This window comes from Crossiella sp. S99.2 (assembly GCF_023094165.1).
Classification (GTDB): Bacteria; Actinomycetota; Actinomycetes; order Mycobacteriales; family Pseudonocardiaceae; genus Crossiella.
Window position 1 is genome coordinate 299035 of sequence record NZ_JALMDK010000004.1, and the last position, 19683, is coordinate 318717.

The 19683-nt window shown below is 70.1% G+C and carries 16 protein-coding genes; 3 read left to right on the plus strand and 13 right to left on the minus strand.

Going from position 1 to position 19683, the window contains the following annotated elements:
• Window positions 1-18 precede the first annotated feature (18 nt).
• The 5 genes from MZC64_RS17170 to MZC64_RS17190 form a co-directional block, all read right to left on the minus strand.
• Entirely contained in the window at window positions 19-1116 is a 1098-nt protein-coding gene (locus MZC64_RS17170; protein WP_308301020.1) for a tryptophan dimethylallyltransferase family protein, read from the minus strand.
• Between the two features lie 187 nt (window positions 1117-1303).
• Window positions 1304-1933: an ATP/GTP-binding protein gene (locus tag MZC64_RS17175; protein WP_247757714.1), complete on the minus strand. Its 630-nt coding sequence runs from the start codon at window positions 1931-1933 to the stop codon at window positions 1304-1306.
• On the minus strand, window positions 1914-2285 hold the full coding sequence (locus tag MZC64_RS17180) for a DUF742 domain-containing protein (RefSeq protein ID WP_185007444.1): 372 nt from the start codon (window positions 2283-2285) through the stop codon (window positions 1914-1916). The genes MZC64_RS17175 and MZC64_RS17180 overlap by 20 nt, the downstream gene beginning before the upstream one ends.
• Window positions 2286-2289: 4 nt before the next feature.
• A complete protein-coding gene (locus MZC64_RS17185; protein ID WP_185007446.1) occupies window positions 2290-2715 on the minus strand; it encodes a roadblock/LC7 domain-containing protein in 426 nt (141 codons plus the stop codon).
• Window positions 2716-2767: 52 nt separating this feature from the next.
• The gene (locus MZC64_RS17190; RefSeq protein WP_247757715.1) at window positions 2768-5374 is read right to left on the minus strand and encodes a nitrate- and nitrite sensing domain-containing protein; all 2607 of its coding nucleotides are present in this window, start codon (window positions 5372-5374) and stop codon (window positions 2768-2770) included.
• A 572-nt stretch (window positions 5375-5946) separates the two neighbouring features.
• Between MZC64_RS17190 and MZC64_RS17195 the strand changes: the two genes are divergently transcribed.
• Window positions 5947-6336, plus strand: coding sequence for a VOC family protein (locus tag MZC64_RS17195; protein ID WP_247757716.1), 390 nt, complete (start codon window positions 5947-5949; stop codon window positions 6334-6336).
• A 99-nt stretch (window positions 6337-6435) separates the two neighbouring features.
• Here MZC64_RS17195 and MZC64_RS17200 read toward each other — a convergent pair whose 3' ends face one another.
• Window positions 6436-6576 carry a hypothetical protein gene (locus tag MZC64_RS17200; protein WP_247757717.1) on the minus strand — a complete coding sequence of 47 codons (141 nt, stop codon included), beginning with the start codon at window positions 6574-6576 and terminating at the stop codon, window positions 6436-6438.
• A gap of 566 nt (window positions 6577-7142) precedes the next feature.
• Window positions 7143-8531 (minus strand): cellulose binding domain-containing protein, encoded by a 1389-nt coding sequence (locus MZC64_RS17205; RefSeq protein ID WP_308301021.1) that lies wholly within the window; start codon window positions 8529-8531, stop codon window positions 7143-7145.
• Between the two features lie 196 nt (window positions 8532-8727).
• Here MZC64_RS17205 and MZC64_RS17215 point away from each other — a divergent pair, with 196 nt between their 5' ends.
• Window positions 8728-9438 carry a GntR family transcriptional regulator gene (locus tag MZC64_RS17215; protein WP_247757718.1) on the plus strand — a complete coding sequence of 237 codons (711 nt, stop codon included), beginning with the start codon at window positions 8728-8730 and terminating at the stop codon, window positions 9436-9438.
• A gap of 71 nt (window positions 9439-9509) precedes the next feature.
• On the opposite strand, the gene MZC64_RS17220 is transcribed toward MZC64_RS17215, so the two are convergent.
• The 3 genes from MZC64_RS17220 to MZC64_RS17230 all read right to left on the minus strand — a co-directional run bounded on the left by MZC64_RS17220 (window position 9510) and on the right by MZC64_RS17230 (window position 14464).
• Window positions 9510-10700 carry a glycoside hydrolase family 64 protein gene (locus MZC64_RS17220; protein ID WP_247757719.1) on the minus strand — a complete coding sequence of 397 codons (1191 nt, stop codon included), beginning with the start codon at window positions 10698-10700 and terminating at the stop codon, window positions 9510-9512.
• Between the two features lie 186 nt (window positions 10701-10886).
• Window positions 10887-12023: a S1 family peptidase gene (locus MZC64_RS17225; protein WP_247757720.1), complete on the minus strand. Its 1137-nt coding sequence runs from the start codon at window positions 12021-12023 to the stop codon at window positions 10887-10889.
• Window positions 12024-12226: 203 nt separating this feature from the next.
• Entirely contained in the window at window positions 12227-14464 is a 2238-nt protein-coding gene (locus MZC64_RS17230; RefSeq protein WP_247757721.1) for a discoidin domain-containing protein, read from the minus strand.
• A 303-nt stretch (window positions 14465-14767) separates the two neighbouring features.
• On the opposite strand from MZC64_RS17230, the gene MZC64_RS17235 reads away from it, so the two are divergent.
• Window positions 14768-15256: a hypothetical protein gene (locus MZC64_RS17235; protein ID WP_247757722.1), complete on the plus strand. Its 489-nt coding sequence runs from the start codon at window positions 14768-14770 to the stop codon at window positions 15254-15256.
• Here MZC64_RS17235 and MZC64_RS17240 read toward each other — a convergent pair.
• From MZC64_RS17240 to MZC64_RS17250, 3 genes are all read right to left on the minus strand, one after another.
• The gene (locus MZC64_RS17240) at window positions 15250-16992 is read right to left on the minus strand and encodes a helix-turn-helix transcriptional regulator (RefSeq protein WP_247757723.1); all 1743 of its coding nucleotides are present in this window, start codon (window positions 16990-16992) and stop codon (window positions 15250-15252) included. The genes MZC64_RS17235 and MZC64_RS17240 overlap by 7 nt on opposite strands.
• Before the next feature lie 131 nt (window positions 16993-17123).
• Window positions 17124-18782, minus strand: coding sequence for a glycoside hydrolase family 13 protein (locus MZC64_RS17245; protein WP_247757724.1), 1659 nt, complete (start codon window positions 18780-18782; stop codon window positions 17124-17126).
• Between the two features lie 25 nt (window positions 18783-18807).
• Window positions 18808-19683, minus strand: a complete 876-nt coding sequence (locus tag MZC64_RS17250) for a carbohydrate ABC transporter permease (protein WP_247757725.1) — start codon at window positions 19681-19683, stop codon at window positions 18808-18810.

Genomic DNA, 19683 nt, shown 5'->3' on the forward strand with positions numbered 1-19683 from the left:
CGGGGTGCTCCGTCTCTTCTAGGATGCGAGCGATTCGGGCCGCGGCGGGGTGACCGCGTAGGTCTCGGCCGACAGGTACACGGTGAGCCCGGCGTGTGGGCGGCCCGTGCGCAGCGACAGGTGCGGGATCAGGCCGACGCCCTCGTTAAGCGGGCGGCGGGCCAGCGCGGCCAGCGCCCGGTCCAGCAGCGCGGGGTCCAGGCCGTGCCGGGCGAGCAGCGCGTGCGCCCGGTCCAGCGCGACCTCGTCGTCCTCGACGTAGTCGCGCACCGGCAGGTAGACGGAGAACCCGCTGGCCCGGTCGGTGTCCCCGGCCAGGAAGGACAGGCTGGAGATCAGCGGCCTGCCGGTGAAGCGGCCCTGGTTGCCGCCCGCGATCGCGGTGAACTCGCGGACCTGCTCCTCGTCGACCTCCCGGGCCGCGCCGGCCGCGCGCAGCAGCTGGGTCAGGTCGCCGTCGTGGTGGGACAGGTAGACCTTGACCCTGGGGTCGGGCTGGGTGTGCAGGTCGATGGAGAAGAAGGAGTACCGGTCAAGGTCGCCGCCGGGGCGCAGGGCGCGCCGCTTGAGCGTGCCGAAGGCGCCGCCGAAGCCGAGCCGGTCCAGCCCGGCCGCGACCAGGCCGGCGGCGGCCTGCCTGCCGCGGACCTCCGGGTTGAAGTAGATCTTGAACGCCGGTGGCGCGGCCGGTCGCAGCACGATCGACCACCACCAGGCGAAGGAGCCTCGCGGGTCGGCGGGCAGGAACAGGTCGGCGACCGCCTCGAAGGGGGCGAGGGAGAAGCCGTAGCGCTCGGCCAGCCGGGGCAACAGCTCCCGAGCTGCGCAAACGTTTGCTCGGACGGACGCGCGGTCCCCCTGGGTTTCCAGGAGGAGGCGCACCGCGGGACGGCCCGCGTGGTCGACGGCGAGGGAGAACTCGACCGGGGTGTGGTCGTCAGCCACGTCGGAGGGAAAGGCCGGTGGTTGTCCCAGCGGGCGGTTCCCGCCGGGTCCCAGCATTTCCCGCACGAGGTCGGCGTATTCATCGGTGAATTCCGAAAAACCGACCGCTCGGCACAGTTCGTTCGTTCTTGCGGAAATGTCGTCAGCCAGCGAGAGCGCAGCCATGCCCATCTGACTCCGTATCGTCGTTATTGGACCGACGGCTGATCAACTTAGCCGAACGGAGATCACGACGACACCGCTCTCCCGGTGACCATGACAACCAGCTGCAAGTTACGGAACGCGTTTTTCATGCGATCGGGCATGATCGGCGGACGCACCGCGCCCGCCGTTCGTGCACAGGTACGAGATCACAGGGTTACACACTGTTACCCGGGCTGACCAGCGCGGTGTCTTCACCCGCCGACTCGGCCATCCGAGCGAGCACGTGCTCGACCAGGGTCACCAGGGCCCGCTTGCTCGACTCGCGCTGCCGCGCGTCGACCATGAGCACCGGCACCTCGGGGTTGAGCACCAGGGCCTTGCGGACCTCGTCCGGCTCATAACTGTGCGCCCCGTCGAAACAGTTGACCGCGACCACGAACGGAATTTTCCGCCGCTCGAAGAAATCAACGGACGGAAAAGAACTGTCCAGCCGACGGGTGTCCACCAGCACGATCGCGCCGATCGCGCCATTGGCTAATTCGTCCCACATGAACCAGAACCGATTTTGTCCTGGCGTGCCGAAAAGATACAGCACGATTTCGGTGCTGATGCTGATCCGGCCGAAATCCAGGGCGACCGTGGTGGTGGTCTTGCCCTCGACCCCGGCGAGGTCGTCGACGTCCTCACCGGCTTCGGTGAGCAACTCCTCGGTGCTCAGCGGGGGGATCTCGCTGACCGAGCCGACCAGCGTGGTCTTCCCCGCGCCGAAGCCGCCGGCGACCAGCAACTTGACCGAGGTGGGGATCACCAACTCGGTTTGCGGGTCAGATCCTGCGGACACCATCGAGCACCGCCTCCAGTAGATTCCTACTCGGTCTTTCCACGGCCCCGGCATACCGGGTGACCACGTCGCCGCGTTCGATCAGGTCGCTGACCAGGACCTTGACCACGATGAGCGGCACATCGATATAGGCGGCGACCTCGGCGACCGACAGGGGATGCCTGCACAGGTCGATGATGGAGAACTGCTCCGGGGTCAGGGTCTGCAGGTCGTTGTCGGTCAGCACGCTGACGATCTGGGTGGCCAGGTCCAGCTCGGTGTTGCCGGGCCTGGTCCGTCCCCTGGTCATCGCGTACGGCCGCACCAGCGGACCGGCCGCCTCGTCGAACCAGTGAATTTCCTCGTCCACCGGCATGCGCTCAGCTCCTCGGGAGGTTGGCGGCGGCGGTCTCCCGTGGTGCCGAACTCAGGTAGACACCCACCTGTTTGACCAGGAGGTTCATTTCGTAGGCGATCATGCCGACGTCGGCGGTCTCCTCGGCCAGCAGCGCCAGGCAGGCGCCGCGTCCGGCCGCGGTGACGAAGAGGTAGGCGTGCTCCATCTCGACGATGGTCTGGCGCACCGCGCCACCGCCGAAGTGCCTGCCGGTGCCGCGAGCCAGGCTCTGGAAGGCCGAGGCCATCGCGGACAGGTGCTCGGAGTCGTCCTTGGACAGGTCCTGTGAACGGCCGATGAGCAGGCCGTCGGAGGAGAGCACGACCGCGTGCCGGACGCCGACGGTCCGCTGCACCAGCTCGTCCAGCAGCCAGTTCAGATCGGTGTTCCGAGAAGCCTTGTCGCTCATGCTGGGCTGACCTTCTTCGTCGAGGCCGCCTCGGGCGGGCGGCGGCCGTTGATCATCCTGGGAATGGGTCTGCGTCGCGTCCCTCGCGGGTCCCGCGCTGGAAGGCGGCCATGGTGTCGCGGACCTGCTCGGCGGTGCGCCCGGTGGTGGCCGGGGCCTCGTTCTCGCCGGTGTCCTCGGTACCGGAGTCGAGCAACTGCGGCGCCAGGTTCTGCTGCGGCCGGCGGACCGGCAGCTCCGGGCGCTCCCCGGTGGGGGTGTTGTGGGTGAGCAACGGGGCGTGCGTGAGCAGCGCGCCGGGTCCGGTCTGCTCCAGGGACAGGCCCCCGGTGCGTTCGGCGGGCTGTTCGGGCTCCGGCTTGGGTTCCGGGGTCAGGTCCTCGTGCTCGAAGCGGTCCTCGGGCGCGGAGGGCCGCTCCTCCTGGATGGCAGCGAAGGTGGCGCCGCCGAGCAGGTTGATCGAACGGCCGGGGGTGTCCTCGCCGTCGTTGAGCGGATCGGCCCAGAAGCTGTGCAACTCCCGGCCGGGGCTGGCCGCCCGGTCCTGGTCAGCCTCGCCCCGCTCGTCGTCGTCCACCTGGTCTGCTTCGGCCGCGCGCTGCTGGTGGACCGGTCCGAGCGGCGTGCGCACGGGTTTTCCCGAGCCGGTCGCCCGCTCCCGTTTGGTGAGTTCGCGCAGGGTGTCCTCGGAGAGCTGGGTGCGCACGTCCGAGGCGAGGACCTCGTTCGGCACCAGGATGACCGCCCTGGTGCCGCCGTAGGGCGAGTCGCGCAGTTCGACCCGGACGCCCAGCCGCAGCGCGAGCCGGGCGACCACGAACAGGCCGAGCCGGGAGTCGCCCTTGAGCGCCATCGCGTCGAACTCGGGCGGGTCGGCCAGCATCGCGTTGGCGCGGTCCCGGTCCTCCTCGCTCATGCCCAGGCCGTGGTCCTCGACCTCGACCACGACGCCCTTGGCCGCGATCGAGCCGTGCACCTGCACCTGCGAGCGGGGTGGGGAGAAGGAGGTGGCGTTGTCCACCAGTTCGGCGACCAGGTGGATGGTGTCGGCCACCGCGGAGCCGATCACCGCGGCGTCCGGGATCCGCTGCAGCCGGACGCGGGCGTAGTGCTCGGTCTCGGAGATGGCCGCGCGCAGCACGTCGACCAGGCGGATCGGCTTGCGCCAGCGGCGGCCGGGCTGCTCGCCGCCGAGGATGATCAGGTTCTCCGCGTTGCGGCGGGCCCGGGTGGCGAGGTGGTCGAGCTGGAAGAGGCCCTCGATCTGCTCGGGGTCCTCCTCGTGCCGCTCCATCCGGTCCAGGATCTTGAGCTGGCGGTGCACCAGCGCCTGGTTGCGGTGGGCGATGCCGAGGAAGACGTTGTTGACGCCCTCGCGGGCCTGCGCCTCCTGCACGGCCGCGGCCACCGCGGTGAGCTGGGCGGCGTTGAAGGCGCGGGCCACCTGGCCGATCTCGTCCCGGCCGTAGTCGAGGTCGGGCACCTCGGCCGAGACGTCCACCGGCTCGCCCTGACGGAGGCGGCGGACGATGTCGGGCAGTCGTTCGTGCGCGAGTTGCAGGGCGTCCTTGCGCAGACTGTCCAGGCGGACCACCAGGGCCCGGTCGACGAGTTTGCGGGACACCTTGAGCGCGACCATGATCGCCACGATGGCCAGCACCAGGGCGACCAGCGAGCCGAGCAGGGCGTTGGTCAGCGAGTCGCCGCCGTCCTCCAGGGCCTGGCCGGAGACCAGGTCGGCCTGCTGGACGGTGAGCTTGGACAGCTGGTCGGCGATGGCCACGGTCAGCCGCTGCCACTCGTCCTCGCTGATGCCGACCGCGCCGAGGCTGCCGCGGCCGTTGCGGGCCACCCACGGACCATTGCTGATCAGCGCGTTCTCGACCTCGGTGAGCCTTTTCCAGGAATCGCTGTCACGCAGCCTGCGATAACTGTCCTGCACTTCCTGGCGCGCAAAGGGGATTGTGCTCTCCAGCTCGGAGTGGTATGCGCTGACCAGGTTGGTGAACTCGAGGTGGTCGGTCGCCGGGAGAGCGCTGGAGGCGATCGCGCCGGCCATCAGCGAACCGGACCGGGACATGCGGTCGGCTGCCCGGAAAATTGCCGTCGCACCGATAGCGCCCTGGGTGGAGGCGACATCGGGCACGATACGGGCCTGGGTGTCGAACAACCGGGCAGCGGAATCCAGCAGCCGGTTGTAGAAGGCGTAGACCTGCACCTTGTCGATACCGGAGGACTCGATCCTGGTGCGAATCCGGGGCAGTTCCTCCAGCAACGAGTTGAGCTGGTTGATGCGGTCGACCACCGCGGGCGGGGCGTTGCTCACCACCGGCGGCAGGGCCGTCTTCATGACGCCGAGGGCCTCGTCGGTCTGCTGCTGGACCAGTCGCAACTCGGTCAGTCCCGTGGCGGGTTTGCCCAGGTAGACCATGCCGAGCTGACGTTCTTTCTGGGCCGAGGCGAGCGCGTTGACCGCGGGGATGGACACCGAGCGGACGCTCGAGGCGACCTCACGCAGGTAGTACCCGTCGAAGATCAGGTAGGACGAGCCGGACACCCACATGACGAGCAGGGCCACACTCGGGATCAGCACGGCGCCGGTCAGCCGTGTCCTGATCGACCGGTGGCTCTTCTGAGAACCGATTTCTTCCGAGCTCACGACGCTCCACTGCTTGTGAAAGACCACCCCGGGAAACCGCGGTGGTAATTCACCACGCCGCTATCCACCAGGGGAAGTTGGACCGGAGGGGACGGTAACAAGTTCCTGGTTGAATACGACACCTTCCATACCGAGGAGTTCTCCCGCCCGAGCGCGGGGAGATTAACACAAACGCTGGCTTCGTTACCAGCCCCAACAAATGCGCATTAACGCAGAAGACGCGAAACCATACCAGCGAGCCCCGCCCGGAGCCCAGACCCGATTGGCGGGTATTGCACCCCCAGGTCCGTCACCTGCGCTTTTTCCACACGTAACCTGGATCACTCCCGGTCACCGGACGACGTCGGCACGTGTCGATCATGCCCTAGGTCCCCCGGACGGCGGTCGCGCCCCAGGCATCCGCCCCAGTAGCCCTGCTCCGCCCGTCAACGCCCGACCGGGCAGTAGCACAATGCCCAGCGGGCGAGCGTGATCGCGGTCACGAACCAAGAGAGAATCACGCACGGGTGTTCCCCACGGCCTTTCCGAATAAAACGTGAGCAGTTTTCAACTCTCTTTGCGAGGATCCGCCCATGAAGTCCGCGATCCGCCACATCACCGTCAACTGCCCCCACCCCCTGGAGCCCTACGCCCTGGCCCAGTTCTGGAGCGCCACCCTGGGTCACCCCATCCACCCTGACGACCAGCCCGGCGACGACGAGATCCTGATCGACTTCCCCACCGCCCCCGGCCTGCTCTTCATCCGGGTCCCCGACCCCAAACCAGCCACCCGCAACCGCCTCCACCTGGACCTCCAGCCCGAACTCCCCCGGGATGAGGAGGTACCGCGACTGCTGGACCTGGGCGCGACCTTCGTCGACGACCAGCGCACGGCGGACGGCCGGGGCTGGGTGGTGCTGGCAGACCCAGCGGGCAACGAGTTCTGCGTGGAGCGCAGCGCGGCGGAACGCCAGTCCCCCTGATCACCGCCCCACCCGCACTCGCCACTCCCCTGGCCCGGCTGACAAACCTCGGGCCAGCACGCCAAGCTTCGCTGGAAGCCGACCCCGCGCCGACGACGGTCAGTCGACCGCGTTCCGCCAGGTCACCTCTACCCCCGGCACCCCCAGGAACGCCACCGTCTCCGCCCACTGCTCGTCCTGGTCCTTGGCCAGATCGCCGTGCAACTGGACACCCGGAGTCGGGTTCCCGCGGTGCTTCAACAGGACGACCTGCCGGGCGGAGGGCCGGGTGAGGGCTCGGCAGCAGTCAAGGCCGGTTGTCAAGGTCGGTGCAGCGGTTCGCGAACTGGGTTCCGGCCCGGGTGGTCAGCTCGGGGGCTCGATCGCGAGCACGGGGATGGCTCTGATCTCGTAGAATGGCCAGGGAATCGCGGTGGGTTCGGCGGACTCGGCAGGTGCTCGATCATCGTCATCTCACCCATTCGGATGAGGGATCGAAACATGAAGGCAACCAAAACCGGGGTTTCTGCGTTCCGCAGAGGAACGGTGGCGGCGGCGGGCAGGACCGGAGCACGCGCCACACCCCCGGCCAGGTAGGCAGCCTCGGTCGGCCAGGTGAGCAGCGCCGGGTGAGCAGCGCCAGGTGACAGGTGAGCAGTGCCGGCCGACAGCTCGGCAGCACGGCCGGCCCCGGCCGGACCGGAGCCCAAGCGGGGAACCGGAGCCCGCGCGGGCTCGGCCGACCTGAGGCAGAGCCCGCGCGGCGGACCGGGCGGTGGAGTCGCGGCGGACCGGGCTGCGGACCGGGCGGTGGAGTCAGGGTGAGGTCAGGTGGCCGGGACGGTGTCGAGGAAGTGGGTGCCGGCGGCTCGGTGGGTGTTGATCTGTTGCTGGACCTGGGCTGGGGACAGGACCTGGTTGCGGGCGAAGTAGATCCAGTCGGCCTGCTGGTGGTAGCGGCGGTCTGGGCCCGCGGCGTTGAGGTCGATGAACCAGTGGTTGAAGTTGATCAGCATGGGGGTTTCCGGGTAGAAGCGGTCGCCGTGGTCGGCTACCAGCTGGCCGTCGAGGTAGTACTTCATCCGGCCGCCGGACACCTGGAGCACCAGGTCGTGCCAGCCGGCGAAGCTGCGGCGGACTCGGGTGGAGTTGTTGTCGGCCCACCAGGGGTCCGGTTGGTAGGTCTCCCAGGAGGTGAGGAACATGGTGTTCGTGGACTCGCCCCAGCCGCCGTTGGGCAGGTACTCGAAGTCCTGTTCGCCGTAGTCGGGGTCGCGGTCGTGGCGCAGCGGGGTGATCGTGTAGAAGGTTTGCACCACGTGGTCGCCGTCGGGGCCGTAGGCAGGGGCGTCGGTCATGTGGAATCTGGTGGCGTAGGTGCCCTCGTAGAACTTGCGGCCGGTGTTGATCTGGGATTGCCTTGTGCCGCTTGGGGTTCCGTTGGTCTGCGCGCTCAGCTGGGCGACCTTCTGGCCGGCGACGGTGGGGAAGGTGACCAGGGCTGGGTCCCACGTCGCGCCGCCTACGCCGGGGCCGCCGGAGCCGGTGCGGACGGTCCAGCCTCGTTGGTTGAGGCGGGGGTCGGCGCTGGTGTCGTAGTGGAAGTCGTCGAAGAAGATCTGGGCGGGGGCTGGGGACTGGCCGCCGGGGGCCGCGCCGGAGAGGAGTTGGCCTGCTCGGTGGAGGGTGGTTTTGGGGGCGGGGCCGTAGGGAGCCTGGGCGGGGTTGAAGGAGTAGTCGTTGGACTGGGTGAGTTGGCCCCAGTTGGCTCGGTTGAAGCGGAGTTGCAGGTCGCCGGTGTGGTGGCCGGGGGCCAGGGAGCCCGCGCCGGGGCGGAAGCCGACTTCCAGGTAGTGGTCGGCGTCGGGGGTTGGGGTGGGGAGGCGGTGGATGGCGCCGGTGAGGTTGTCGCAGCCGGGAGTCGCCCAGGAACAGGCGTAGCGGTAGTCGGTTTCGCCGTCCTCGGCGCGGAAGTAGTAGCGGATGGTGTACTCCGCCAACGGGATCGCGGCACTGCCCTGGTTGGTCAGGCGGAACCAGGGTTCGGACTGGTGGTGGGTTGGCTGGGTGGCGGTGGTGCCGTACTGCAGGAGCGGGGGTTCCGGCTCGGCACTGGCGGGGGCGGTGGTCAGGGCGAGGGTGGCCAGGCTGGTCAGGGCCACGGCCAGACCACCGGCCAGGCGCCTTCGGCGGGCCGGGATGTGTTGCTGGTACACGGCTTTCTCCTCAACACCGCAGGGAGCTGCGAAGGGTGGCGGCGGTGTCGGGCGTCCTGACTTGACCAATTGGTAAGTTCAGGGACGTGAACGACGGTGGCACAGAGTTCCGTCGTAGTCAACGGGTCTGGCCGACACTGGTAAGTCTTGGGCTTGACCAGTGGCCGGGTTCGGACTTCGCCGACATACTGGGGCGGTGACGAGGGCGGTGGCGCACAAGCGCGAGCGGGTGCGTGACTACCTGCTGGAGCTGGTCGAGACGCGGCCGCCGGGCACCTCGATCCCGTCCGAGCGCACGCTCTGCGCGTTGCTGTCGGTGTCCCGTCCCACCCTGCGCGCCGCCGTGGATGAGTTGGTGCACAACGGATTGCTGGTGCGCGAGCATGGGCGCGGCATGTTCGTGGCGGCGGCGAAGATCACGCAGGAGCTGGTCGGCGTGGACACCGCGTTGGGCGCGCCCAGGGCCGATGGGGACTGGCGGAGCCGGGTGCTGGGGCTGACGCGGACTCCGGCCGGGGCTCGGGTTGGACGCAAGCTGGGCGTCTCGCCCGCCGCGGAGGTGACCTGGGTGACCCGGTTGCGACTGGTCGACGGGGTGCCGATCGCGGTGGAGCACTTGCACATTCCGGTCGCGGTGGCCGCCGATCTGTCCACTGTGGACTTCGAGGGCGCTGGGCTGTACGCGGCGTTGCGGGCGCGTGGGGTGGTGGCGCATGAGGCCACCCAGTCAATCGAGCCGACGGTCACCGATGAGACCGAGTCGGGACTGCTAGGCGTGCCACTGCTCACCCCGGCGTTGCTGTTCGAGCGGCGCACCACCGATGCCGAGGGGCGAGTGGTGGAGTACGCGCGCTCGATCTACCGCGGGGACCGGTACCGGATCGTCTCGCGGCTGTCGCTGGCGTGACCCGGCCGCCCACCACAGCAGGGGAGGCGGTGGGCGGCCGGGCACACGTTGGTGTTGCGGGGTAAGGAAGATCAGCGCAGGCGCTTCACGTCCACGGTCAGTGTTCCCGGGTCGCCGGAGCGGGTGGCGCCGCTGAAGTCCGGGCCGGGTGACACGTCGTCGTAGGGGAAGGCGTAGCCGCGGTTGTCGGGCAGGCGTTCGTGCACGATCCGGGCGTAGTGGTTGGTGGCCGCGTTCTTGTAGAAATTGCTCGCGACCTCGCCGTGCGGCTGGTTCGGGTTGGTCAGCAACGTGGTGCGGTTCAGCGCCGCGGCCAGGCGCGGGATGATCGCCTTGCGCACGTCACTGGCCCCGGCCAGGCTGAACGGACCCGAGTCGCAGCTGAACACGTCCGCGGTGCTGGGCTTGGTGAACGCCTCGCCGTTGCCGAAGCGCAGCACGCCGCCGCTGACCCGGCCGGTCAGCCTGCCCGGTCCGCTTTGGGTGTCCACCACCAGGTTCGTGCCGGCGTACTTGGCCCAGCACTGGTCGATGTAGCCGCCCAGGTAGTTGGCGAACGCGCTCGCCTTGTAGTGCGCGCTCATCGCCCGCAGGTTGCGGCCGTCCGGACCCTTCTGGATCAGCTGGTTCCAGGCCGAACCCTCCTTGGCCGCCTGGGCCTGCAAGGCCGCGCAGATCCCGTCCAGCGCACCCGCAGGCAACCCGGGCACGGTCTCCACCCGGCCGGAGAGCGAGCGCAGCGAGAGCCCCAGCGGCGCGGCCACGAAGTCCACGTAGCTGATGTTGGCGAAGAGTTCGGCCTCGTTGAAGGTGAACTCGGCGAAGGTCCAGTTCTTGTTGATGTTGGGGTCGCCCGGGTTGAGGAAGCTGGGGTGCACGATGTGCGGGCCCGGGTTGACGAAGAAGTTCAGCTTCTGCCCGGTCACCACGTAGATCCGCGCGCCGTACATCCGCGGGATGGACACCGTGGTCGAGGAACCGGGGCCGCCCAACGGGATCGAGGGATCCTCACCGAGCGGGGTGACCGGCGCGCCGGGCGAGGGCGGGTAGTACGAGCTGCCGTCCCTGCGGACGAACAGCGGGCGGTTTCCGGACAGGCCGACGACATAGGCGTAGGCGGTGGCCGATCCGGAGTTGTTGACCAGGTTCAGGGTGAATCTCTGTGGCGTCGCGGCGGAGGCGGAGCCCGCGGCGAGCTGGCCGATGACAGGGGTGGCCAGTGCGGTCGCGGTCGCGCCGAGGAAGAGGCGACGAGAGATCATGAACTTTCCTCCACGTCGAGGAAGCTGACTCCTTGCCACTGGCGGCTGCGGCTGGGAAAAGCTCCGGCAGTTGGGACACAGGGGGTGCGCGAGAGCGCTCTCACACACCCCCTACGGTGACCCTGATCCCCAAGGAAAGTCAAGGTGTTCAGATCGGGGATATGTTCAGGATCGCGGTATATACCGTCACGCGGTATGCAATGCCAGTCCATATGTGGACAGGATTTCGTTGATCGGCTGGAACCAGGTCCGGCCACCGCCGCGGCAGTCGCCGTAGCCACCCGAGGTGACGCCCTGGGCCTGGTCACCGGTGATGAACGAGCCACCGGAGTCACCACCCTCGGCGCACACGCTGGTGCCGGTCATCTGGTGCACCGCGCCCTGGGCGTAGTTGATGGTCTCGTTGTGCGAGAGCACCTGTCCGCAGTGCCAGCGGGTGGTCGAGCCGGAGCGGCACACCGAGGTGCCCACCGGCGCCACCCAGGAACCGCGGACCAGCGCGTCCGGCACGGTGCCCCAGCCGAGTACCACCGGCACCGTCCACCAGCCGCCGCCGGTGCGGACGAAGGCGTAGTCGTTGCCGGGGAAGGAGGATCCGGCGAAGGTGCCCATCCAGGACCGGTCCCAGCCGTTGACCTGGGCGCCCGTCCCGGCGCAGTGCCCGGCGGTGACGAAACCGCCGTGCACGGAGAAACCGATGGAGCAGCGGACGTTCCCGGTGTAGTACGGGTCGCCGCCGACCACCCCGGCCGCGTAGGTGCGCGGGGTGCGCACTCCCTGGCGGTGCACGGTCACCGGTCCGGCCGCGCGGGCCCGGTCCAGGAATCCTCGCAGGGCGGGCGAATCGGCGCCCTCGACCACGTTGACCACCACGGTGTTGCCGCGCGGGTCGACGTGCCAGCCGGCGACCTCGGCCGGGGCCTGCTTCGCCGTGGCCAGCTGGTCGAGGGCGGTTTTGGCGCGGTCCAGGACTTGCGCCGAGTGGGTGACCGGCACGGCTTCCGCGCCGGTGGCCCGGACCGCGGCGGCCTTGGCCGGATCGGTGACCGCGACGACGAGCTTGCCGCGGCCGGGGTCGAACCAGGATCCGCCGAGGGACTCCCCCGCGGCGGACTCGGCGGCCGGGACGAGGCGGGAGGCATCAGCCTCCTGCCGCACCCGGACCACCGCCTGACGTTCGGTGAGCCCGAGGTCCTGCCGCATGGCGGGCAGCAACCCGGGTGAGAGGACGGGATCGGCCATGGCCGCCGGTGCGAGACCAGCGGCGGCCGACAGGGCGAGGGACACGACGAGGCCCAACCGGGCCGTGGCACTGCGTGGCATCTGAATCTCCTTGTGGCGAAAGGAGGAACCTGGCGGCGGAGGTTCAGTGCGGACGCCCAACGTGACACGGTGGTCCAGACCGGTCAAGGACTCGGCCAACGCTGACCGCATCCGGACAGATCCGGGCGGGGACACCACAGACCCCCCGCCCGATCGGACAGGGGGGCCGGTGGTGCAGGGGAAACAGGCTGTGCGCCGCCGGTTCAGGCGATGTGGACGCGGAGTTCGGCGAGTTGACCGGCGGGCCAGCCGGTGTTGCCGGTGATCCGCACCCGCAGGTAGCGCACCCCGGTGGTGGCAAAACCCACCGCGACGGTGTTGCCGGTGGCGGGATCGAAGGTGTATCCGCGCGCGCCCACGAGTTCGGTGTAGCCGGATCCGTTGGCACTGCCCAGGATGGTGGCGGTCTGGGTGCGCGCACCCCAGGCCGGGCTGGGCGGCAGGGCGAGGCCGACCCGGTTGACCTGGTGGGTCGAGCCCAGGTCGACGGTGATCTCCTGCGGGAAGGCGTTGTTGGCGCTTTCCCAGTAGCTGTCGGCGTTTCCGTCCACCGCGCGGGCCGCGGCCAGGTCGTGCACGTGGCTACTGGCGCTGATCGGCTTGCCCTGGGCCACGTTCACGCCTCCGGGCGGCGGGGTGCTGGTGCTGGTCGGGTTGCCGCCGCCACCGGGCTCGGGCCAGGTACAGCCCGCCCAGACATTGTCCTGCCAGCCATTGTTGCCGCCGCCGGCCTGCAGGCTGAAGGTGCCGTTGGGGTAGGGGCAGTTGTAGACCCCGGCCCGGCCGGTGCCGCTGGCGGTGACGTTGGCTGCGGTGATCGAGCCGCGGGTTTCGGCCTGCAGCACCACGGTCCGCGCGTTGCGCACGGTGGCGCCGTTGAGGTGCACGCTGCTCACCGGCAGCCCCTTGCCACCGCCGCTGACCACCTGGATCGCACTGTACGGGCTGTCCAGGAACTGGTTCCCGGTCAGCTCGACCCGCACCCCGCCCTCCACCGGGTGGTCGTAGGAGTCGATGCGCAGCGCGCTCATCGGGTGACCCCAGTTGGGATTGTTCGCACCCGCCCGCACGGTCACGTTGTCCCGCACCGCGATCGTGCCCGCCAGTGGGGTGAATCCCTTACCCGCCAGGAATTCCTGGTTGGAGATGGCGATGCCGCTGCCGAGGGCGTTGGTGTCCACGACGGCGTTGCGGGAGACAGTGGTGTCCGTGCCGCCGTAGATCGCGATGCCGTTGGCCAGGTTGGGCTGCACGATGGTGTTGTGGCTGAAGGTGTTGCCGCGGTTGGCCGAGTGGATCGACCACATGGCCAGCGCGTCGTCACCGGTGTTGCGCAGGAAGTTGTTGCGCACCACCGAGTTGGTCACGGTGCCGTTGAAGTTGAGGCCGTCGGCCTTGAGGTCGAGGAAGCGGCTGTTCTCGATGGTGAGGTTGTTGTTGTTCGGGCCGACCAGCCACAGCCCGACCTTCTGGTGCTGGATCCAGATGCCGGACACCACCGATCCGTTGCCCAGGCTGCCGTTGACGAAGTTGTCCGGCCGGTCGTCGACCCGCTGGGCCACCTCGCCGATCACCGCGAAATCGTGCAACCGCAGCGTGCCCGAGGTGCTGGCGTTGTCGATCAGGTGGGTGCCGCGCAGGGTGGCGTGCCAGGGCCCGGCGCCGCGCACGGTGACGTTGTCGATCTCCAGCTTGTTCGTGACCCGGAAGTCACCCGGCGGGATCCACACTGAGCGGCCCTGGGCCCGGGCCTCGGCGATGGCCCGGTTGATCGCGGCGGTGGAATCGCCGCCACCACTGGGATCCGCGCCGGTGGCGGTGATCGAGACGGAATTGGCGGGCTGGCCGGCGGGTCCGGCGACCTGTTCGAAGTCGGCGAGGTCGATCACCGCGGGAATGTCGCCGCCGTCGACCTGGAGCCGCACCCGGTCCCCGGCGCCGGCCTGGCGGCCCAGCAGCAGCCGGGCGTGCTGGAACAGTTGGTGCGTCTTGGCTCCGGGAATCCAGGCGGTCTCCAGGTAGCCGAAGCGGGCGGTGAGCGCGAGTTTGCCGGGCAGCTTCTGCCCGTTGAGGTAGACCGAGAGCGAACCGGACTGGCCGCGCGGCACGTTATGCGCGACCACCACCGCGTTCGCCTGCCCGGCCAGGGTGAATTCCACGTGCTGACCGGGATCCAGCCGCACCGCGCGGCGGCCGGATGCCTCCGAGGCGACGGTGCCCTGGGTGTAGTCGGGGCCGACCGCGCCGCCGTTGGTGGCCGCGGCTTCCGCTTCGTAGGTGGTGAACGGGACGCTCGCGCCAAACCCGGCGGGTATGTCCGCGCTGGGGGCGGCCAGCGCGCTGGGCGGGGTGCTGAGGACGGTGATCGTGGCCGCGGTCAGGACCACCGCGGCCAAGGCTGCGGCCAGTGGAGCCAGCCGCCGTACGGGCAGGTCTGTCATGGCAGGGCGCACCTTTGCGTCGATCTGGGTATGGCCGTTGGCGGCGGCGATCCCCGGCGGATCGGTGCGTGTCGTGCCGCCGAAGGTAGATGTTTCCGACAGATGACCGCAATACTTCAACTGGATTGCGCAAAACTTGCACAATCCAGTGGGTGGCTCGCGGAGAACGGGTGCCGCGCCGCAAGGGGCTTGCCGACAGCAGCGCAAACGGCTTGCGGCACCGGCAGACCCGTTCGGCCGAATCCGGCGGTGGGGGTGAACCGGACCGGGTCCGGCGGCCGTTGCCCGGACATGGACCACCTCGTGGAGCAGCACCGCGCCGCCTCGGTCTGGACCCCCTATCCCCCGAGCCCGGAGGGACCGGCCGATCCGGCGCGAGATGTGCTGTGGCGGATCAGCGAACTGCTGGTCGCACACGGGGTGGCCCGCGCGGATGTGCACCTGCTGCTACCCCCCGAGCGGCAGGTGCGCACCGCGCTGGGCTATCAGGCCGACCGCGAGCAGGACGCCGCGCTGGCCGCGGACGAGTCGGTGTGCGAGTCCTTCGCCGCGGTCTGCCCGGTGCACGATCCGTTGGTGCGCAAGATGTTCCGCGGTCGCGGCCTGCGCTGCCCCGGTAGCAGGGCGAGCTGTCCGTGGCGCGGGGAGGGCTGGCGGCGGCACTGCGCGGCGCCGATGGCCGCGGTGGTGCAGCACCCGGCAACCGGCGAGCGGCGACGCTGGTGCCTGGTGCACCTGGCGGTGGAGCGGGCGATGAACCCCGGGCTACGGGTGGTCGCGGCGGCTCACTGACCGGCGCCGGGCGGCAGGTCCGCGCGGCCGGCGCAGCCGAGTTTCCGGTAGGCGCGGTGCAGGTGGTTGTTGATGGTGCGCACCGACACGCCCAGGCGCAGCGCGATCTGCGGGTCGGTCAGCCCGGACACGGCCAGCCGCACCACTTCGCTCTCCCTGGTGGACAGCGGTTCGTTCTGGGCCAGCAACGCGAGTCCCGGCGTGCGGGCGCCGCTGTGCCGCACCGGCAGCATCCGGGCCCGGCGGATCGCGGCGGCGGCCTTGCGGGGCTGCCCGGCGCGCTGGTGTAATGCGGCGAGTTCGGCCAGGGCCTCCGCGCCGTAGAGCAGGGCGCCCGCGGTGAGGAACTGTTCGGCGACCGCGGCCAGCAGGTCGGCGTCCGCGGTGGCGATGGCGCGGCTGTAGTCCAGCCGGGCCCGGAGGTAGCCGTGCTGGCCGATGCTGTGCCAGAACGGGGCGGCGGAGCGGGCCAGGCCGAGGCGGCCCAGGGTGTGCGCGCGGGCGGCCCGGTCCCAGGTGGTGTCCTCGGCCTTGGCGCACAACAGGTCGCGGGCTTCGTCGAGGTCGCCGCGGACGGCCGCGGCCCAGGCGCGGGCCACCGCGGCCGCGGCGGCCAGGTGCGCGGTCGGGGCGTCGGGCAGCGCGCTGACGGCGACGGCGTCCGGGTCGCCGAGTTGTGCGGCGGCGGCCAGGCGCAGGATGGCCCAGCGCGGATCGCCGTCCGGCAACAGGCACAGCAGGTCGTAGGCGCGGCGGATCTGCCCGTGCGCCAACAGCATCGCGGCCAGGATCAGGCCGTGCCGGGACCGGTGCGCGGCGTCGGCCTCGGCGAACCGGTCCGTGGCCGCGCCCAGCGCCTCCTCGATCCGCCCGGCGCACATCAGTCCGGTCGCGTGGTCCTGATCGTCCTCAGTGGAGGGTTCGGGGGCAGGGGTGGCGCCCAGTGCCGCGCCGATCCCGTTGTGCGCCAGCTCGACCCGCCAGCCGGTCGGGGTCTCCACCGCGGTGATCAGCTCCTGCTCGGCCAGGATGATCAGGTCGTGCCGGTCGACCAGGCGCTCGAACACCGGCAGCGGCGCGAACCCGGCCGCCGCGATCAGGTCCAGGGCCTGGCGTTGCCCGGTTTCCAGTCCGGCCAGGCGCAGCTCGATCACCTCGGACAGCGAACCTCCTTGGTCCGCGGGGTGATCCGCGGCCAGGTGCACCAGTTCGCGCAGCAAGCGCGGGCTGCCCTTGGCCAGCTGGGCCAGTCGCCGGGCGGCCGGGTGGTCGCCGGTGATCGCCCTGGCCAGCTCGGCCATGTCGGTGGCGCCCAACGGCGGGAGGTCGACCCGGCCGAGGTTCTCCCCCGGCCACAACCCGTCCGGCCCGGCGGCGAGCAGCCGCACCAGGCCCTGCCGCACCAGCTCCAGCAGCAGTTCGGTGTCAGCCTCGGAAAGGAGGTGCGCGTCGTCGACGACCGCGAGCACCCGGCCGGCCGGGCCCAGCAGCACCGTGCACACCAGCGCGGACAGCCCGCGCCCGCCGGTGATCGGTTCGACCCGGAACCCCTGTCCCTGAGCCCAGTCCGCGATCTCGGCCAGCACCCGGCTGCGCCCCACCCCGGACACGGCGACGCCGTCGATCCGCCGGTCCGGCAGCAGCGCGCGAATCCGGCTCAGCTCGGCGGTTCGGCCGAGGATGCCGACTGCCCGAGCGGGCAGCGGCCGGGGAATCCCCGGTGTGGTGGCGTTCATGGGACCTCCAGGCAGGTTCAGGTAATGGATTACCTGAACCTGCCCGGCAAGTCGAGATCAGCCGATCGAACCTGTCCGATCGGCCCTGAGCAGGTGTTTTGGCCCACGATCGACCGGGCGCCACACCCTGGTCAGGCCAGCCAGATCGCGGTGTCCGGCGGCAGCTCGCCAGCTTCGGTCAGCTCGCCGCTGGCCAGCAGCACCCGCTCGTGCGCGGGCAGCGCGACCGGTTCGGCGGCGAGGTTGACCACACAGGTGAAGCCGGGCGGGCGATGGAAGGCCAGCACCTCGGCGCCGAGGTCCAGCCAGCGCATCGGCCCGTCACCGAGCGCGGGCAGTTCCCGGCGCAACCGCAGCGCCGCCCGGTAGAGCGCGTGCATCGAGGCCGGATCCTGCTGCTGTGCCTGCGCGGTGTGCCCGGCCCACTCGGCGGGCTGGGGCAGCCAGGGCACCGAGTCCTCGGGTCCGAAGCCGAACGGCGCGGCCTGGCCGGACCAGGGCAGCGGCACCCGGCAGCCGTCCCGGCCCGGGTCCGCGCCCTGGGTGCGGGCGAACACCGGGTCCTCGCGCAGCTCGTCCGGCACGTCCTCGATCTCCCACAGTCCCAGCTCTTCCCCTTGGTACACATAGGCTCCGCCGGGCAGGGACAGGCTGAGCAGCGCGGCCGCGCGGGCCCGGCGGGTGCCGAGCGCACGGTCCACCGGGGTGCCGTGGCGGCGGTCGGCGAAGGTGAAGCCGGTGTCGCCGGGCCGACCGTAACGGGTGACGTGCCGGGTCACGTCGTGGTTGGACAGCACCCAGGTGGGCGGCGCGCCCACCGGCGCATGACTGTCCACAGTGGACTGGATGACCGCCCTGAGCGGACCGGCTTCCCAGGGACAGGACAGGAAATCGAAGTTGAACGCCGAGTGCAGCTCGTCCGGACGCAGGTAGCGGGCGAAGCGCACCGGGTCGGGCAGCCACATCTCGCCGACGAAGATCCGGTCCTCACCGTACTCCTGGGCGATCCGCCGCCAGGCCCGGTAGATCTCGTGCACGCCGTCGAGGTCGGAGAAGGGCAGTTGCCCGTTGGCCCCGGCCACATCGGGCAGTCCGGGCGCCTTGACCAGGCCGTCGGCCACGTCGATGCGCAGGCCGTCCACGCCGCGGTCGAACCAGAACCGGAGGATGTCGGCGAACTCCGCGTGCACCTCGGGGTTGGTCCAGTTGAGGTCGGGCTGCTCGGCGGCGTAGAGGTGCAGGTACCACTCCCCCGGCGTACCGTCGGCCTCGGTGACCCGGGTCCAGGCCGGTCCGCCGAAGCGGGACTGCCAGTCATTCGGCGGCTCGGACCCGTCCGCACCGCGCCCCGGCCGGAACCAGAACCGTTGCCGCGCGGGCGATCCCGGTTCGGCGGCGAGTGCCTCGGCGAACCAGGGGTGCCGGTCCGAGCAGTGGTTGGGCACGATGTCGATGATGATCCGGATGCCCAGCCGGTGCGCCTGCTCGATGAACTCCTCGGCCTGGGCCAGGGTGCCGAAAACCGGTTCGATGTCCCGGTAGTCGGCCACGTCGTAGCCGCCGTCGGCCATCGGCGAGGGGTACCAGGGGCTGAACCAGATCGCGTCGATGCCCAGCTCGGCCAGGTAGGGCAGCTTGGCCAGGGCCCCGGCGAGATCGCCGATGCCATCCCCGTCGCCGTCGGCGAAGCTGCGCAGGTAGACCTGGTAGATCGCCGCCCCGCGCCACCAGGACGTCCCTTGTCCGTCCACAGTGGACTGAGTTGCAGAGGTGCGCTCGGAGGAGATCACGATGCCGCCTTCCGGAGAGGTGTGCTTAGCCTTTGAGGCTGCCGGCGGTCAGGCCGGCCAGGATCTGGCGTTGGAACACGAGGAACAGCAGGATCATCGGGATGCTGGCCAGAACCAGTCCCGCGGTGAGCACGTTGAGCGCGGTGTCCGGCGCGACCCGTTCCAGCGCGACGCTGAGCGTCTGCTCGTTCGGGTCGGAGAAGACCAGCAGCGGCCAGATGAAGTCCTTCCACGCGGTGACCAGCGCGAGGATGGACACCACGGCCAGGATCGGCCGGGAGATCGGCAGCACGATGCTGATCAGCACCCGCACCGGTCCCGCGCCGTCCATCCTGGCCGCTTCCAGGAGTTCGCCGGGGATCTCGTCGAAGAACCGCTTGAGCAGGTAGATGTTGAACGCGCTGGCCGCCGCGGGCAGCCAGATGCCCGCCGGGTTGTTGAGCAGGTTCACCCCGAACAGCGGCACGTCGGCGATGGTCAGGTAGGTCGGCACCAGCAGCGCCGAGGCGGGCAGCATCAGCGTGGCCAGCATCAGGCCGAGGATCACGTTGCCCAGCACCGGTCGCAGCTTGGACAGCGCGTACGCGGCCGGCACGCACACCGCGAGCTGCACCAGCACCGCGCCGCCTGCCACGATCATCGTGTTGAGGAAGTACCGGCCCAGGTCCAGTTCCCGCCAGGCCTGCCAGAAGGTCTCCGGGAACCAGGTCTCGGGGACCACCGACGGCGGGGTCCTGGCCAGTTCCACCGGCGACTTCATCGCGCCGGTCACCGCCCAGTACAACGGGAAGACGAAGGCCAGCAGGAACAGCACCAGCACAAGGCCGAACACGAGCCAGTACAAGGCTTTCCCACGCGGGGACCGCAGTGCGGCCGGGGAGACCAGGGTGCGCGTGGACAT